The 16,007-nt window shown below is 63.9% G+C and carries 18 protein-coding genes; 6 read left to right on the top strand and 12 right to left on the bottom strand.

Translation table 11 applies throughout. The features are described from left to right. The coding region (locus V5F66_RS22065) for a recombinase family protein (protein WP_394094726.1) at positions 1-417 on the bottom strand (417 nt) is incomplete at its 3' end. A gap of 170 nt (positions 418-587) precedes the next feature. Here V5F66_RS22065 and V5F66_RS22060 point away from each other — a divergent pair. From V5F66_RS22060 to V5F66_RS22050, 3 genes are all read left to right on the top strand, one after another. After that, entirely contained in the window at positions 588-1,916 is a 1,329-nt protein-coding gene (locus V5F66_RS22060; protein ID WP_026109555.1) for an enoyl ACP reductase FabMG family protein, read from the top strand. Positions 1,917-2,256: 340 nt separating this feature from the next. Next, positions 2,257-3,732, top strand: coding sequence for an MFS transporter (locus V5F66_RS22055; protein ID WP_234832090.1), 1,476 nt, complete (start codon positions 2,257-2,259; stop codon positions 3,730-3,732). 15 nt (positions 3,733-3,747) lie between these two features. Next, positions 3,748-4,305, top strand: coding sequence for a TetR/AcrR family transcriptional regulator (locus V5F66_RS22050; RefSeq protein ID WP_017502940.1), 558 nt, complete (start codon positions 3,748-3,750; stop codon positions 4,303-4,305). A 45-nt stretch (positions 4,306-4,350) separates the two neighbouring features. On the opposite strand, the gene V5F66_RS22045 is transcribed toward V5F66_RS22050, so the two are convergent. Genes V5F66_RS22045 through traA form a run of 3 tightly spaced genes read right to left on the bottom strand, consistent with a single transcriptional unit; the run spans position 4,351 to position 9,417 of the window. After that, positions 4,351-4,899, bottom strand: a complete 549-nt coding sequence (locus V5F66_RS22045; RefSeq protein ID WP_394094725.1) for an AAA family ATPase — start codon at positions 4,897-4,899, stop codon at positions 4,351-4,353. Between the two features lie 16 nt (positions 4,900-4,915). Further along, positions 4,916-5,665 carry a DUF6118 family protein gene (locus V5F66_RS22040; protein ID WP_017502936.1) on the bottom strand — a complete coding sequence of 250 codons (750 nt, stop codon included), beginning with the start codon at positions 5,663-5,665 and terminating at the stop codon, positions 4,916-4,918. Between the two features lie 11 nt (positions 5,666-5,676). Further along, positions 5,677-9,417: a Ti-type conjugative transfer relaxase TraA gene (traA, locus tag V5F66_RS22035; protein WP_026109554.1), complete on the bottom strand. Its 3,741-nt coding sequence runs from the start codon at positions 9,415-9,417 to the stop codon at positions 5,677-5,679. A gap of 271 nt (positions 9,418-9,688) precedes the next feature. On the opposite strand from traA, the gene V5F66_RS22030 reads away from it, so the two are divergent. The 3 genes from V5F66_RS22030 to V5F66_RS22020 are packed head-to-tail and all read left to right on the top strand — an operon-like array spanning position 9,689 to position 12,056. Then, positions 9,689-9,994, top strand: a complete 306-nt coding sequence (locus tag V5F66_RS22030; protein WP_017502934.1) for a hypothetical protein — start codon at positions 9,689-9,691, stop codon at positions 9,992-9,994. Beyond that, on the top strand, positions 9,991-11,655 hold the full coding sequence (locus V5F66_RS22025) for a type IV secretory system conjugative DNA transfer family protein (protein ID WP_026109553.1): 1,665 nt from the start codon (positions 9,991-9,993) through the stop codon (positions 11,653-11,655). Before V5F66_RS22030 ends, V5F66_RS22025 begins: the two co-directional genes overlap by 4 nt. A gap of 11 nt (positions 11,656-11,666) precedes the next feature. Continuing rightward, positions 11,667-12,056, top strand: a complete 390-nt coding sequence (locus tag V5F66_RS22020) for a hypothetical protein (protein WP_038293042.1) — start codon at positions 11,667-11,669, stop codon at positions 12,054-12,056. 80 nt (positions 12,057-12,136) lie between these two features. On the opposite strand, the gene V5F66_RS22015 is transcribed toward V5F66_RS22020, so the two are convergent. From V5F66_RS22015 to V5F66_RS21980, 8 genes are all read right to left on the bottom strand, one after another. Then, the gene (locus V5F66_RS22015) at positions 12,137-12,373 is read right to left on the bottom strand and encodes a hypothetical protein (RefSeq protein ID WP_017502931.1); all 237 of its coding nucleotides are present in this window, start codon (positions 12,371-12,373) and stop codon (positions 12,137-12,139) included. A gap of 123 nt (positions 12,374-12,496) precedes the next feature. Then, complete coding sequence (locus tag V5F66_RS22010) at positions 12,497-12,814, bottom strand: helix-turn-helix domain-containing protein (protein ID WP_017502930.1); 318 nt, start codon at positions 12,812-12,814, stop codon at positions 12,497-12,499. Continuing rightward, positions 12,807-13,181 carry a type II toxin-antitoxin system RelE/ParE family toxin gene (locus V5F66_RS22005; protein WP_017502929.1) on the bottom strand — a complete coding sequence of 125 codons (375 nt, stop codon included), beginning with the start codon at positions 13,179-13,181 and terminating at the stop codon, positions 12,807-12,809. The genes V5F66_RS22010 and V5F66_RS22005 overlap by 8 nt, the downstream gene beginning before the upstream one ends. A 78-nt stretch (positions 13,182-13,259) precedes the next feature. Then, on the bottom strand, positions 13,260-13,535 hold the full coding sequence (locus V5F66_RS22000; protein ID WP_158877732.1) for a ribbon-helix-helix domain-containing protein: 276 nt from the start codon (positions 13,533-13,535) through the stop codon (positions 13,260-13,262). Positions 13,536-13,607: 72 nt separating this feature from the next. Further along, a complete protein-coding gene (locus V5F66_RS21995; protein WP_017502927.1) occupies positions 13,608-14,231 on the bottom strand; it encodes a nucleotide-binding protein in 624 nt (207 codons plus the stop codon). Between the two features lie 244 nt (positions 14,232-14,475). After that, entirely contained in the window at positions 14,476-15,354 is an 879-nt protein-coding gene (locus tag V5F66_RS21990; RefSeq protein WP_017502926.1) for a helix-turn-helix domain-containing protein, read from the bottom strand. Positions 15,355-15,549: 195 nt separating this feature from the next. Then, positions 15,550-15,759: a ribbon-helix-helix protein, CopG family gene (locus V5F66_RS21985; RefSeq protein ID WP_017502925.1), complete on the bottom strand. Its 210-nt coding sequence runs from the start codon at positions 15,757-15,759 to the stop codon at positions 15,550-15,552. A 98-nt stretch (positions 15,760-15,857) separates the two neighbouring features. Beyond that, positions 15,858-16,007, bottom strand: a 150-nt coding sequence (locus V5F66_RS21980) for a helix-turn-helix domain-containing protein (RefSeq protein WP_394094727.1), incomplete at its 5' end; no start/stop codon positions are given.

The following is a 16,007-nucleotide window of genomic DNA, read 5'->3' as shown; positions in this document are numbered from 1 at the left end:
GCCGAAGCGAACACCCTTCGCCTTCGCAGCGGCCCGGCCGGCGCTCGTGCGCTCGTGGATCAAGCTGCGCTCGAACTCGGCAACGCCGGCGAAGAAGGTCAGCACCATGCGCCCCGCCGGCGTCGTCGTGTCGGCCCACGGCTCGGCCAGCGATCGCAAGCCGGCCTCGGCGTGGCCGATCCGCTCGGCTATGTCGAGAAGATCGCGCGTCGATCGGGCGAGGCGATCGAGCCGCGTCACCGTCACCACGTTGCCGGGCTGCAAATGGTCCAGCATCTTCGCCAGCTCGGGGCGGCCGCGATGCGCGCCGGATGCCTTTTCCTCAAAGATGCGCTTGCAGCCTGCCGCTTTCAGCTCCGCGCGCTGCTGGTCAAGGGTCTGGCCGTCGGTCGAGACGCGCGCATATCCGATCATCATGGGGCAGGGGGCTTTCGCTGCTATGCTCACCGCCCGAATCTAGCGGGTGCATCTCGTCGCGAAAATCCCTATTCTGCGACTGTCGCGGGTTTCGGGACTTCTGCGACAATGGGCCATCTCGGATGCTTGACGTTTCGCTCCGAAAGCATCCCCAAATTGCAAAGGCTGATATGACGAATCTCACACCGCAAAAAACCATGAACCCCAATACTCTCTTCCGTAAGGGAGATTTCTTCGTGCTTTTTGGCGAGCTGTTTGGCCGTGGCTATGCAGCCGGTCTGCTTGACGAGGCCAAGGCTGCGGGCATGACCATCCTGGGAGTCACAGTCGGCCGTCGCGAGGAGAATAACGCATTGCGCGCCTTGGCTGATGACGAACTGGCTGCGGCTGAAGCCAATCTCGGCGGCAAGATTATCAACACTCCGCTGATGGCAGGCTTTGATCTCGATGCTCCCGAAGGCGGTCCTACCCCAACTGATCTTCTCGGGAAGATGACTCTCGACACCTGGCAGACCGATACCCTCGATTGGGACTATATTGCGCGCTGCCACGAGGTTGGATTGACACGGTTCAAGACCGCGCTCGACGCAGTTATGGCGGAACTCGATGACCTGATCCCCGACGGCAGGAACGTCTTCTTCGCACACACAATGGCAGGTGGTATCCCGAAGGCCAAGGTCGTTCTCGCTATCGTAAACCGCATCTACAAGGGTCGTGGCGCGCGACATATGTCGTCGCAGTCGCTGATCGAAAGCGATCTCGGGAAGCTCGTTTTGCAAAACTTTGACGAGGTTTCGGCTAATACCTTTGGCTACCTGCTTGAGGCCAGCTCTGCCATCCGTACCCGGATCTGGGCGGCCGGCGGACAGGTTCGTTACACCGCCTATGGCTATCACGGCACCGAAGTTCTGATTGGCGGCAGCTATCGCTGGCAGACTTATACCAACTACACTCAAGGCTATGCGAAGATGCGTCTTGAAGGTGTTGCCGAAGCTGCGTGGCGCAAAGGCATAAAAGCCACAGTGTTCAATTGCCCCGAAATCCGCACCAATTCCTCCGATGTATTCGCCGGGCTCGAACTGTCGCTCCTACCGTTGCTGGGCGCGCTGAAGAAAGAAGGCGGTGGAGGCTGGGTCGAGGTGCTTTGGCAAGGATGCCAAGACCTGCTGAAAGACGGCGTGACGCTCGAAGCCCTGCTACAGATGGTTTTGGACTATCAGAACAACGAGGCGATGCAGCCCTATTATGACTTCGACCTTTGGCCGCTGCCGAATAGCGCCACTCAGGCGGAGCAGACCATCGGCACATCACAAGAGATCGTGCAACTGCACAAAGATAAAAGAATTCTCGTGAGCGACGTCTTGAGCCATCATGTGGTCAAGGCGGTCGGCCAGTTGATCTTTGGCGAGGCCAGCGAACCCTCCGGACCTGTCCTGTGGCTGAACCACGATCTGGTTGCACGTCGACTCATCGCAGCAAGCGGGGGGAGTGCGGACTGACACCTTGCACAGTCGGAGGCATATGCTCTAGCCGCCGAAAAGCGAGGCTGTCTGTCGCGCAAATCCTGAAACCTGCATCACGTCCGCAGCGGCCCGGAATCCGGGCCGCGACGTGTCGCAAAAATCAGTCGCGAATCTATCACTTTCGCACCTGATTTTCGCGACAGAATTTCTCCTGAAAAATCAGCGCCGGCGATTTTGTCGCAAAAATCAGGATTTCCGCGACAACTGACCGAGCTTTTTGAGTTGAAATTTTACAATCTAGAATGTATAGCGACGGCTGCTCAAACCGGATGGATTCCCAATGACGGCCTCACATTCAAACCGATGGCTCTTGCTGGTGACGGTGGCTGCCGGCCTGCTGCTCATCACCCTCGACAACTCCGTCCTCTATACCGCCCTTCCGACGCTCACCCGCGAACTCGGGGCGACGACCACGCAGGGGCTATGGATCATCAACGCCTATCCGCTGGTCATGGCCGGCCTGCTGCTCGGTGCCGGAACGCTTGGCGACCGCATCGGCCATCGCACAATGTTCCTCGCCGGCCTTGTCCTGTTCGGCATCGCGTCCATCGTGGCTGCGTTCTCCCCCACGCCGGAAGTGCTGATCGCCGCCCGCGCCTTCCTCGCCATCGGGGCATCTGCCATGATGCCCGCCACATTGGCCCTGATCCGCATCACCTTCACCGTCGAGCGCGAGCGCAACATCGCTATCGCCATATGGGGTTCCATCTCGATCGTGGGGGCCGCCATAGGCCCGATCATCGGGGGATTGCTGCTCGAACATTTCTGGTGGGGGTCAGTCTTCCTTATCAATGTTCCGGTGGTGATCGCGGCTTTCATCGGGACGCTGCTGGTCGCGCCGAAGGTCGCCGGCGACGGCTCGCGGCCGTGGGACTTGCTGTCATCAGTTCTGGCATTGGCCGCGCTGTCCGCGCTCGTGATCGCAATCAAGGACGCGGCCAGCGCCAATCCGTCTTCGGCCGTATTGAGCGCGGCCTTGCTCGTCACCGCAGCGGCGGGCTTCCTGTTCGTCCGGCGACAAGCGCGCTTGCCGTTTCCGCTGCTCGACTTCTCGATTTTCCGCAACCCGGCCTTTTCGTCTGGCGTGCTGGCCGCCGCCATGATGATGTTCGCCTTGGGCGGTATCCAGCTCGTGACGACGCAGCGGTTCCAACTCGTCGCCGGCTATTCCCCGCTGGAGGCCGGCTTGCTGGTTTCCGCCGCCGCCATCGGCTCGTTGCCGACCGCGCTGCTCGGCGGCGCGCTGCTGCACCGCATTGGCCTGCTCTACCTGATCGCGGGAGGGCTTGGGGCGGGGTCGCTCGCCGTGCTGCTGACGGCGTGGGGACTGTCGCAGGGAACGGGATGGGTGCTTGCAGGTATGTTCCTGACCGGCGCGGGGCTTGGAGCCGCTGCGTCGGTCGCGTCCACGGCCATCATCGGCAACGCGCCCGTGCATCGCGCCGGCATGGCCGCCTCGGTCGAGGAAGTGTCCTACGAGTTCGGCGGCCTGCTCGCCGTCGCCATTCTCGGTAGTCTGCTTTCGGCGCTCTATACACTCGGGATCGCCCTGCCCGAAGGCGCTCCCGTGGAAGCGCGCGACAACATCGCCACCGCTCTCACGCTGGCGGCCGGAGACACGGCAAACGGGCCGGCGCTCGTCGCGGCTGCATCCGCTGCCTTCGACAATGCCTATCTGGTGGTGATGTATGTCGGGGCTGCGCTATTGGCGGCCGGCGCGATCGTGACCGGGGTTCTTCTGCGCCGTTACGGGCCGGGGTCGCAATCCTCGCTCTATCCATCATCCCACTAGTTCGCGGAGGGCATCATGCGGACCAGCAATCGCAGGAAAATCCTCGACGCGATCATCGCCATTGTCGAGCGTGACGGCATTACCGCTGTCACCTTCGACGCCGTTGCGGCCGAAACCGGGCTGACGCGCGGCGGCTTGCTCTACCACTTCCCGTCGCGGGAGGCGCTTATCCTCGCGGCCCACCAACATCTTGCCGACCAATGGGAGGCGGGCATGGAGAAGATCGCGGGCGGCAAAGCCGACACGGTGGAGCCGGCCGAACGCGATGCGGCCTATATCCAGAGCTGCGCGCAGATGGCCCGCCGCGTCGAACTTCTGATGATGCTGGAAAGCGCCGGCGAGCCGGACCTTGATTCCTTATGGCAGGGCGTTCTTGACCGCTGGTCGCCGCCGGTTCCTGACGACGACGATCCGGCAGCCCTCGCGCGCTTCGTCGCCCGTCTTGCTGCTGATGGCCTGTGGGTCCACGAGGCAATGTCCAACCGGCCATTGCCGGCCAAGCTCAAGGAGCGTGTCTGTCGTGAGCTGGTGACGATGGCCGAAAGCATGACGCGAGATAGTAAGAACTCATAGACTTTGTCGCGAAACTCCCAAAACATGCGACAGTTTTAGCCTGCTTCACCCGGCTTGCAGACGTTCCGCGATGAAGTCGGCGCGCTGCTCGATCCCTACCAGCGGCAGCTCTACAATCTGATAGCCAAGCCGGGTGTAAGTTTCGGCCATGACTCGGCCGGTCGCCTCGGCCTCCTGCCGGTCCTGCTTGCGCTCGGCGTCCTGCGCGAAAATGGCACCCCAATACGGGGCGAGGAAAACCCGCTCGTTGTAGGGATGAATTTTCGCCGCCGCCTCAATATGAGCCGGGACAGGCAGGCCGCAGAGCGTAAGATAGCCGACAACATCAGGAATCCCGCGATCCATCAGGACAGGCGCGTCACTCGCAAGAGCCTCGTGATAGGAACGCAGCTCCCAACCCAACATGAGTTCGGCAAAGATGACCCGATCCGCCCAAGGCAAGGCTGGCCCGCCGATCCTGACTTGATCTTGTATGATCGCCCGGCCGGCCTCGGGCATCGTGCGGAAGCCGCGCCGGGTCATGGCGTCAATCAGGCTGCTTTTGCCGGAACCGGGGCCGCCAGTCACGACGAACATATGTTGAGCGTTAGCCATAGAAACTCCTTCCACACTACTGCGCCGGCGCTTTCACCGTGATCGTGCATCGCTGATCCTCGCCGGCCGTGCGCGCGGCCTCCCAACAAGCCGCTACCGCCTCCCTGTTCGTTTCAAGGAGCTGGTCGGCCGAGGCCACGCGCTGCCACGCTTCCGGGCTGCCGAACGCCATGAGGCTCATACCGGCCTGCCACGGCCTTTCGCCCATGACGACGCTGGCGACACGCGGCGCGGCCGAGAACGGCAACAGGCGCGGAAGGAACAACATCACCAGCGCGCCGGCGAGCAGGCCGACCGCGAAAGCGGCGACAAGCCACCAATCTTGCCGGCTACGCTCCCGCGCGCCGGCGACGTGCGCCGAAAGATTGCGGCCGGCGCGCTCGAGGTCGGACGCCTGCCGCTCGAGCTGTTGCGCGGCGGTGCGTATCAGGGCCTCGCCGCTGCGCTCGAGGAGCGCCGCATAGTGCGTCGCGCCCTGCCGGAGAATAGGCGATTGCTCTACGCCGTGCATCCGCTCCGCAACAGTGTCGAGCGCCTGCACGAGCTGGGCGAGCTGGGGCTTGTAGTCCTGCGCCGGCTCGATCTTTTCGAGCTGGTCGAAAGCCGCTTCCAGCCCACGCCGCATCACGGTCATTTCCGCGCCGATCTGCGCGCCCTGCGTCTCGATCGTGCGCCGGAGCGCATCGAACGCGGCGGCCGGGTCGCCGGCGTCCTCGTCCAGTGCTTGCCGTGCGATTCCTTCCCTGTCGTCGTCCAGCTCCGTCATATTCTCCGTGCCTACCTTCCCAAACCGATGCCCCGGCTAATCTGCCGGCTGCGTGACATTTCTTCTTGTAGCTGATGGGCGATGCTCTGCCCCCGGCGAAGCTCCTGCCCGATTCCAAGCTCCTGCCGGCGATTGCGCAGGATGGAATCTACCTGCGGGTCACGTTCGAGGCTCTTGGTCAGGCCGTTCATCTGGCTTTCGACCTTGGCGCGGGCATCGTCGTGCTGCCAGCCGCGAAGCTCCCGGCGCTGGCCCTGTAGTTCCTGCCAGCGTTCAACAAACCGCTCGGCCCTGACATTCGGGTCTTGCAGCGCGGCGTTTTCGCGCTTCATCCCGTCGATCACCTGCGCGACACGCTCCCGGCCGGAAAGCTCGGTCATGGCGCGCGCCGTCGCCGGGTCGTTTTGCAGGGTCGAACGCATCAAATCTTTCATGCCGTCGCGCACCTGGTCGAGCTGCTGGCCGGCATCGCCCATTTCCTGCCGCTGCATGTCGAGGACCGGCAGGCCCTCGCGCCGGTGCTGGTCGATCGACTGATAGGCCCGCGAATAGCGGTCAACGGCCTGCTCAAGCGGCGACTGCCCCCGCGCCCGCTCGGCCAGCCGGTCGGGCGCCGGCGCCTGCCGCAAGCTCCCTTCCCTTTCCGGCCGTCGCTGCATCCGCGATGCCTCGCCGCGCTCCTGTGAGGGCGCAGGGCGTGCATTGAGCTTGAGGCCGGCGAACATACCGCGCCGCTGCTTCTCGGCCTGCTGCGGCCGTTTCTGGTCGATCTGCGGGCCGTCCTCGCCGGCGCGGTCTGGCTCGCGGCTCTCGGCCGCCGCGCCGCGCCCGAGTTTCAGGCCCTCGAACGGATTGCGGCGCTGCTGTCGATCGCTGGCGAGATCTTCGCGCGGATCTGCACGAAGATCCTGCGCGAGATCCGCGCCGACTTTTTGCGAGGATCTCCGCTCAAGGGCGTGATCCCCGGCCGTCGACTCCCGTTCCGCACGTAGCCCGGCGCGCTCGGCCGGAATCTCGATCTCGCTGCGGACGCCCATTTGCTCCGCGATCCCGCGCCGCTCGGCAAAGTCGCGGGTATAGTCGAGCGTCGTTTCCTTCACGCCCGACCGGGACAGGCGGCGTTCTAGCTGGCTATAGGCCAGCTCGCCGGCGTCCTGAACCTTCCATGTGTTGCGGTGCGTCTGCGTCCCATCGGGCAAGGTGACGGGGGTGGAACCCTCATGCTGTAGGCCGATCTTCTCCCCGATCTCCGGCGCGGCCTCCTTCATGGCCCGCTCTAGATCGACGCCCCATAGGGTGCGCTGCTCGCCCTTGTCGTTTTCCAGCGTCACGAAATAGCTGTCGGACTTCTGCGGGTCATGCTCGAAGGGCGCGGCCCCATGCTCGACCAGCCGGCCGGCATTGGTGAACTCGTCCTGTGCCGCGTAGAGCTGCACCCCGTCACGATGCCGGGTCATGGCGACATAGGTTAGATGCCGGTCCATCGTCCCCGACGCCATCACATAGGAGCGATCGACCGTCGCCCCCTGATTTTTGTGAATCGTCGTCGCATAACCGTGGTCGATCGCCTGATAGTCGCCCATCGGCACGGAAACACTATCGCCGCCCCGGCCGTCGAGCTGCGCGACGATCCGGCCCGCCTCGACATGCTCGACCGTGCCTAGCATCCCGTTTTTCACGCCAAGGTCGCGGTTGTTCTCCAAGAACACGATGCGGTCGCCCGGCGCGAACTCCCTCTGCCCGGTATTGGTCTGGAAGGTCAGCGCCCGGCCCGGCCCTTCCCGCTCATGGGCGACGTCGCCCGGCGCAAGGCTGTCGTCGGCCACGCGCGCCAGCTCGCCCCGTGCCAAAACACCCCGGTCCTGTAGCTCGGCCCGGATCGCGTCATTGATGGCGCGAACATCGGCCCGGCGATGCGCCATCGCAACCCGGGTGCCGTCCGGACGTTCATCGCGATCGGCAAGGTAGTCCCGCACGATCTGGCCGCGCGCGTCCTCGCCTGTCTCGGCAAAGCTGATATTGCCGTGATCCCGATAGGCCGCCAGCCCCTCGGCCGTCCGGTGCGTGGCGAAGTCAATGGAAGCGTCCCGCTGCCAGTCCACGCGCTGCCGGCGAATCTCCGACAGCTCGGCATGGCCGATTTCCTCCGTGATCGCCCGGAACGGTGCGCCGGCCCCGATCGCCTGCAACTGCTCATGGTCGCCTACAAGGACGATCTTCGCCCCGCGCGCCTCGGCCTCGCCAACGAAGCGGGCGAGCTGGCGGCTCCCGACCATGCCCGCCTCGTCGATCACGAACACGTCGCCGCGGCCGATCGTGCCGCGGTCGTTCTCCCAACCGCGGGACCATGATGCGAGGGTGCGGCTCTGGATGCCGGAACTTTCCTCCAAGCCCTCGGCCGCCTTCCCCGACAGGGCCGCGCCGTGGACCTGATAGCCTTCGGCCTCCCACGCCTCGCGCGCGGCCGCGAGCATGGTGGACTTGCCAGCGCCGGCATAACCGACAACGGCCGCGATCCGCTCCGGCCCGGTGATATGCTCGATCGCCCGGCGCTGCTCGTCCGAAAGTCGCGCCGTCTCGATCTGGCGTTCACGTTCGCCGGCGTCCAGCTCGCCCCGCGCAACCTTCCCGGCCGTGTCATGGGAAACGCTCGACCGAATGGCGGCGTCTTGGGCATCTATCGCCCGCTCGACATGCCGGCGATCGACGCCATGACCATGAGCCGCGTGCATCCGCTGCGCGCTCTCGATCATGCCGGATTCGATCTCGACCATTTCGCGGGTGGAATAGCGAGCAAGCTCGATCTCGCCCGTTGCCGGGTCCGCGCGCTCGGGCTGCAACTCGACCAGCGCCGGCGAGGCCATCACCTTCGCAAAGGCGCTCTGGAACTCCTGCGGGTCGTCGTTGATGTAGCGATGCAGCGCCCGCGCAACGTCGTGGCGATCGAACACGCTCTTTTCCCCGGTGATGAGGGTTAGAACCTGCTCGGGCTTCTCCCGGATCAGCTCGGCATTGCGCCGGGCCGCATCCTCGTCCAGCCGCGACCGCGACACGTCGAGGCCGCGCCGTTCCATCTGCGAGGCATGGACGCCCATATGCTCGGTCGGCGCGATCTCAAGCCCGCGCTCCATGTGCGAACGATGGTCGATCCGAATATCAAGCCCGGCCATTGCAAGCCGCTCGTTGGCGATCCCCTCCCACCTCTGGCGAAGGTCGCGGAGCTGCATATCGGTCGTCGGCAGGTCGTGCGCCAGCAGCCATTTGTTTTCGCGCTCAAGATAGGTCTTGTCGCCTAGCCCGTTCTCCGTCACCTGCCGCGTGGTCATAAGGATATGGGCATGGTGATTGCGAACGTCGCTCGCCTCGTGCGGTGCATGAATGGCGAAATCCACGGCCGCGCCGTAGCGGTCGGCCAGCTCCTGCGCCATCTCCCGCGCCGCCTCTAGCCGTTCCTCGGCCGAAAGCTCATGCGGCAAGGCAACCTCGAACTCGCGGGCAACGCGGGCATCCTTCCGCTTCTCGGCAAACTCGGCGGCGTTCCAGAGCGTCGAGCGATCCCGCGCCCAATCGGCGTTGACGCCTTCCGGCAAGACGATCTCGGCATGTTCGACGCCCTGCTTTGCCGTGTAGTCGTGCGTGATGCCGTCGCGCTCGTTGGTCAACTTCTCCCCGGCACGATAAGCCATAGAGGCGACGGCGCTACGGCCCTTCGCCCGCGAAACTGGCTTCATGCTGAAATGGTAGATCGCCAACCCGTTGCCTCGATCCCGTTTCCGCCTTTCCCGTCAGCTTTCTAGCTGACAGCGCGCTGAGTTACGCAGTAACTCGTAAGTGCGCCCTTCTCAACTCAATTGCTTCGCTCTTTCGCTGTTCGGTGTGGCGCTGCGGCTAGGTCGATGCAATGAAACTGAGGCCCGGATTGTGCTGCAAAACCGCCGAAAACTCAAGCGCAACAGGCAAACACTGGAAAAGACGGCCGGGAATGATAGTCTAGGCGAACAACCGGAAAAGGAGATTTGAGGAATGGCGCGCAAATCCATTGAAGAACGTCTAGCCCAACTGGATGCGCAGCGCGCCGCCCTCAAGGCACGGCTCGGCAAGCAGGAACGCGCCAACGACACGCGCCGCAAGGTGCTGCTCGGCGCGCTCGTCCTGCATCGCCTCGAACACGGCAAGGATGAAGAATTTGCCCGGCGCTTGGGCGAATGGCTCAAGCGTGAGCTGCCCGACTTCCTGACGCGCCCCGGTGACAAGGAACTGTTTGCCGATCTGATCGGCAACGCGCCGGCCGGGGAAACGACAGGTAGCGCCGGGGGGACGGCCGCATGAGTCAGGCGAGACTTGCTTGGGGTGCGTTCAAGAACATGATGCGGCAGGCCGCGCGTGATCCGCTATGGGCGTTCGTCGCTCTGCTCGCCGCACCTTTCCGCATCTGGAAACCGCTTCTCGGGCTTCTGTTCCTCCTTGTTATCGTCCTGTTCGTCCTCGGCTTCGGCGGCCGCTTCGCTCTCGAACAAATCGGCTTTCGCGTCGGCTCGGTTCCGGTTCTCCTGCTCGATCTCGTCACGCTGCTGGTGCTGCTGGCGCTCGCCTTCCGCTTCCTCACCAATCCGCTGATTATCCATTTCGGGGATATGGACGGCGAAACCCACGGCTCAGCCCGCTTCGCCACCGACAAGGAAACCGCCGCCCTCGCCCGCGCCGATTCCGGCCTGCTGATCGGCCGCGACGGCAAGACCGGGAAGCTCCTGCGCTATGACGGCCCGGCCCATCTGCTGACGATGGCACCGACACGCACCGGCAAGGGGGTGGGAACCATCATCCCCAACCTGCTCACCGCCGACCGCTCCGTGATCTGCATCGACCCCAAGGGCGAAAATGCCAAGATCGCCGGCCGCGCCCGCCAGCAGTTCGGCCCGGTCCATGTCCTCGACCCCTTCGGCGTCACCGGCCAGCCCTCGGCCGCCTTCAATCCGCTGGAAGGGCTCGACCCGGCCGGCCTCGATGTCGCGGAAGATGCAAGCACCTTGGCCGACGCCCTCGTGTTCGATGAACCGGGCATGGCGGGCGAGGCGCATTGGAACGAGGAAGCCAAGGCGCTCATTGCCGGCCTGATCCTCCATATTGCCGCCAGCGAGCCGCGCGACAGGCGAAACCTCGCCACCCTGCGCGAATATCTCACCCTCGCCCCTGAAACCTTCGCCGCGCTCCTGAAGGACATGCAGGCGTCAATGGCCGCCTCCGGCCTGATCGCCCGCGCCGCAAACCGCCACCTCGGCAAATCCGACCGCGAGGCGGCCGGCGTCCTCTCGGCCGCGCAGCGCCATACCCATTTCCTCGACAGCCCGCGCATGGTCGCGGTCCTCGGCCGATCCGATTTCGGCTTTGCTGATCTCAAGCGCCGCAACGTCTCTGTGTTCCTCGTCCTGCCGCCCGATCGCCTCGCCACCTATTCGCGATGGCTGCGCCTGCTCGTCGCGCAAAGCCTCACCGACATGGCCCGCGATCCCGCCAAGCCGGCCGTGCCGGTCCTCTATCTGCTCGATGAGTTCGCCGCCCTCGGCCATCTGGCCCCCGTCGAGCGCGCTATGGGCCTCATGGCCGGCTACGGCGTCCAGCTCTGGCCCATCCTGCAGGACGTTCACCAGCTCCGCGCCACCTACGGGCAGCGCGCCGGCACCTTCCTGTCAAACGCCGGCGTCCTACAGGTGTTCGGCGTCAACGATCACGATAGCGCCCGCCTTGTCTCCGATCTGCTCGGGCAGGAAACCGTGGTGTTCCAGACCATGAGCCGGGCGCTCGATTCCGACAAATCCGGCATTTCCTACGGCGAGCAGCACACGGCCCGCCCGCTGCTGACCCCCGATGAGGTCCGCAACCTGCCGCAGCATGTCGAATTGCTGTTCCTCGCCGGGCAACGCCCGATCGTCGCCGGCAAGCTCGCCTATTACGCCGATGCAGAGTTCCGGGGGCTGTTCGACCAAGCATGAAGGATGAAGCCATGACCGACACCGATGCGCCCGAATGGCCCGATCCCGCCGACAAGGCCCATGCCGTCGAGCAAGCCAAGTGGCTCCGCAACCAGGTCGCAGAGGGTGGATTGCGATTTGAAGCCTATTTGCCGCCGTCGCTGGCCCTGTGGCTGCTCGATCTGATCGAACAGGACACGTTCCTTGATCCGTCCGAAGCCGTGTTCGTGATCTTGGGCGAGCATAAGGAGCTGGAACCCCATGCCGATCTGCGCCGGGAACTGCTCAAGCGCAGCATCGAGGCGGCGGCCGATGATCCCCGACCGGGGATTTCGGGCGAGGAAATGAAAGCGGAGCTGCGCGACATGCTCAAAGCCCCCCTGCCCGAGCCGGCCAGATGGGAAAAGCGGTCCCGGCGCTGACGCACCGGGGCTTTGTCACTGGCGGCCCTCCGGCTCACTACAGCGCGACATGGGGGCGCGTTCGCCTCCGGGCCGGGCGGCTACGCCGCGTCCCGTTCGTCCAGATAACGCGAATGGAGCCGGGTCAGCTCGATCCCGTCAACGGCCTGCGCTCGCCGTAAGGCAACGACCAGCTCCCCGACTTCATCAACAACACCATCGTCGCCGGAAAGCCGGGTGGCATCATCGGCCCAATCGTCCAGCGCCGTGCGCTGAACGGCAACCCCATGTCGGGCCGCCAGCTCCCGGATGATCGTTTCGGCCGTCTTGGTCGTCATGGCTTGGCCTCCGCAGGCACGGCGCTAGCCCCCGGCTGGCCCGCTCTCATCATCTAGGGCCGTAGGGACAGCCGGGGGCGGGTTGCAGGCGAATACATTGCCTAATTGCCTCTTTGCCAGCAATCAAGCAATCGCTTGAACACCCTTTTTCTGGATGACTGTCAGAAGCCGCAGCGCCGGGCCTCCCGGCTTCTTCACACCCCGCTCCCAATCCGAAACGAGGCCCTTGCTCACGTTGAGATACCGGGCAAAGACTGGTTGCGACAGGTGTTCGCGCTCCCGGATTGCGCGGATTTCCTCGGGGGGCATCGGCTCAACTGCTGTCAGGCAGGCGTCATCAAACTCGCGCATCGTCTGCTTGTCGATCGCGCCAGACTGATAAAAGCCCTCCATCATTTCATGGACGGCCGCCATTGCCTCACTCTTGTATGCCTTAGCCATCGCAATTCACCTCTAACATTCGGCCCGCCGCTACTTCCGCGTCCATCTGTGCATCGGAGAACCCAAGCACCAACTTAGCCGCCCTCTTGAACGCGGCTTCCTCGTCGTCCTCTAGGTTCGCCAAGTCGCTTTTCGCGAACCCAAATGCGAAAACCGCCCGCGTTTCCGCCCGGAAGAAAATCAGCGTCCTATAGCCGCCTGATCTTCCAGCGCCCGGCCGTGCAACACGCTGCTTGATGAGGCCGGCTCCAAGATCGGCGTCGATCAATCCACGCTCGGCGCGCTCGATCGCCTCACATAGCATCGCATCGGAGATTTTCTCCTTACGGGCGAACCTGTGAAACCTGTTGCTCTTGAAGACTCTCACCGTTGCCCCGTCATATATAACACATAGCGCCACACTTCAAGGCTATCGTCACTTACGCGCCCGCCGCCTTGCCAGCAATCAGGCATTATGCTTTTGCAGCAAGTCGGCAAGCGCCTCTCGCATAAGGTCTTCAATTGAACGGTCGGTGTCGGCTGATAGCCTCTTGACCCGGCGATGGTCCTCCGGCTCGACAACGACCGTCAATCGCTTCATCCCTGCCCGCGTGGCGGCGTGGTAACGCTTGCCCTCGCCCGGAGCCGTCGCCATGCCGGCGACGGATTCCACGATAGCGGCAGGGGATGCCTGCGCGCCCACGGCTTTCATGCTCTCGGCTAAACTCGGTCTTTTGGACATGGCCTCATCTCGTAAAATTGCCAGTTTGCCAGCAATAGCATTTAACTGCATTGCCAGCAATATGCTTTGCAGTCAAATCGGCAACTGACTTCTGAGCCAAGCCAGCAACTCGGAAACTTCGTCGCTGGCTTTGCCGCCCGGCTCATACTCTGGCGCGGTTTTGCCCGCCGTGAGCGCATGTCCGAAGGCCGCCCGCTGCTGGAAGGCAACGGGGGCAACCTCCAAATCGTGAACCTGAACGGCGGCGCGCGCATCGGCCAAGAGCTGCGTGGCGCGCGGCGGCACGGCGTTCAAAACGACAAAAGCCGGTTTTTGGGCGAGCTTCACCAGCTCGGCCGTGCTTCCGATCGCGCGAAGATCAAGGATGCCGGCGCGGCAGGGGATCAACACCAAGTCGGCCGCTCGTGTCGCGGCCATTGCCGCCGCTTCCGAGTGCGGCGCGGTGTCGATCACGACTAGCTCGGCCCCGCCATCGGTCGCAGCCTGCAAGCCTTGCGGCAAGCGGGTGTGAGGAAGTGCAACGACAACCGGGGCCTCGCCTTGTCGGCTATCGCCCCAGCCGGCGGCGCTTGCTTGGGGATCGAGGTCGATAATCGCGGCCGAAAGCCCGGCCGCCTCGGCGGCCGTGGCGATATGCAGGGCGAGGGTGGTTTTTCCAGCCCCGCCCTTTTGGCTGACAATAGCGATTGTTTTCATTTTGCTGGCATAGCAGCAATGAGAATTGACGGCAAGAAGCTTTGCTTAAATACCTTATTGCCAGCAATACAGCAAAGATTGAGCGCCGACCTTGCCCCTCGCTCCCTCTCGAAAGCCCATAGGATGCTGGCCGCAGGCGCGAACGGTGCGGATTAGGTGGTGAGGGTGCCGTTTCCCGATCCGCCCTATAAGCGGATCGGAACCGCCGCAGGGCTGCGAAAGCAGCCCGAACAGCGGCGACCGCTTATGTTTGCCCTCTTAGATAAAGATCAGATGGGGATTCAGTCTGGTTATCGGACTCACGTTTCTGGATAGCTTTCCCAAGGGCCGCCAGCGCCCGGCCTAGCGCGGTATCGCCGGCCTCGGACAGCGCCAGCTCATCGAGGGGCAGGGCCTTCTTGTAGGCGTCCACCTCGGCCGCGCGGGCTTCCTGTGCGGCGCTGTGGTCGTCGGGCAGGGGCGGGGCCTTGCTGAACCGTCCAAGGAACTGCCGGGCCTTCTCCGGCAGGGACAGGCGGTAGGCGTTGCTCGTCTGCTGGACCTGTGGGCCGCGCCCCTCGTTGCCGGTCGGCTCGTAGCGCCGCAGCCAGTCGATGAAACCATGCGCCCGCAGGTTCTTCAGCGCCCGCACGATCGTATCGCGCGACCGGCCTAGCCGATCCATGATCGTGGTGATTGACGGCTCTAGCCGGCCGGTGCGGAAGTCGATGAGATTGACGAACAGCCGCAGCACGTCCAGCGCCACCGATCCTAGCGGGCCGCTGCGCTCGCCCTTCTCGCGCAAGCCGGCCTCGTTGTAGATTTCGGCCGCCTTCAAGATCGCCTGCACGTCCTTGCGCGTCGTCGGCCGCCATATCCGGCCCTCCGATCGCCCCCGGATATGGCTATGCCGGCGAACTGGTGTCGGGCAGCGCGGGGCAGGGGGCGGGAAGACCAGCCCTAGCGCGGTCTGTCCCGATCCCCGCAGGGCGGCCCGGCGCTCATGGGCGAGCGTCGTAAGCTCGCCGGCCTCGTCGTCGGTGAGCTGGCCCGCGCCGTATCGGCTCCAAACCTCCCGCATGATTTCATCAAGCGCGTTCCCGCGCGCGCAGCCGATCGCGGCCGCGTATTGCGTCCCTAACATATGCCCTCGTCCTTCCATTTGAAGGACATGACGACTGTGGACGGCAGGCACGGCGCTCCCGTTTCCGCAAGAATCAATCTTGCGAATTGGAGTGCTCTAGCGTAGATAAGGGGAGACTTTGATGGCCCCGGCTCTACGGTGTGTCTGACGGCCTACAAAAACGCTCGACCGCGCCAACGGTCGGGCGTTTTGCCGTTATGTCCCTTGCTTCGCTTCGATATAGAACCTCAACGCTTCTTCGATGATCGGCGCGCGTGCTGACGCGCCCCGTTGCTCCTTGATCCTGTCGATTGCCTCGACAAGCTCACCCGGAACATAGGTATTCAACGCCACGCGGCCGGCCGCGATCTGCCGCGCCCTGTGGGCGGCAACGCCTCTGCGAATCTCTTCCGCGCGTTCCTTCATGTTTACAACTAAGAGCAAGCCGCCCGATTCTGCAATCCCTTGCGGGAAGAACCGGGAAAGGCACTACTTCTAGGGCAGGGCAACTAAACGCAGTAACGTCAATGCGTATTCACGTCATTGCGTTCTAAAGCCCGATAGAGGGTAGCGCGATGCACACCTAACAGCCGGGCAACCTCGGCCGGCTTCTTGTCCTCGCTGATGAGCTGGCGGGCGTGTGCGATCTGCTCGGCCGAAAGGGTAGGGGGGCG

Source organism: Xanthobacter versatilis (genome assembly GCF_043193975.1).
Classification (GTDB): Bacteria; Pseudomonadota; Alphaproteobacteria; order Rhizobiales; family Xanthobacteraceae; genus Xanthobacter; species Xanthobacter autotrophicus_E.
The sequence above is the reverse complement of the archived record's forward strand: the minus strand, read 5'-3'. Positions and strand labels throughout refer to the sequence as shown.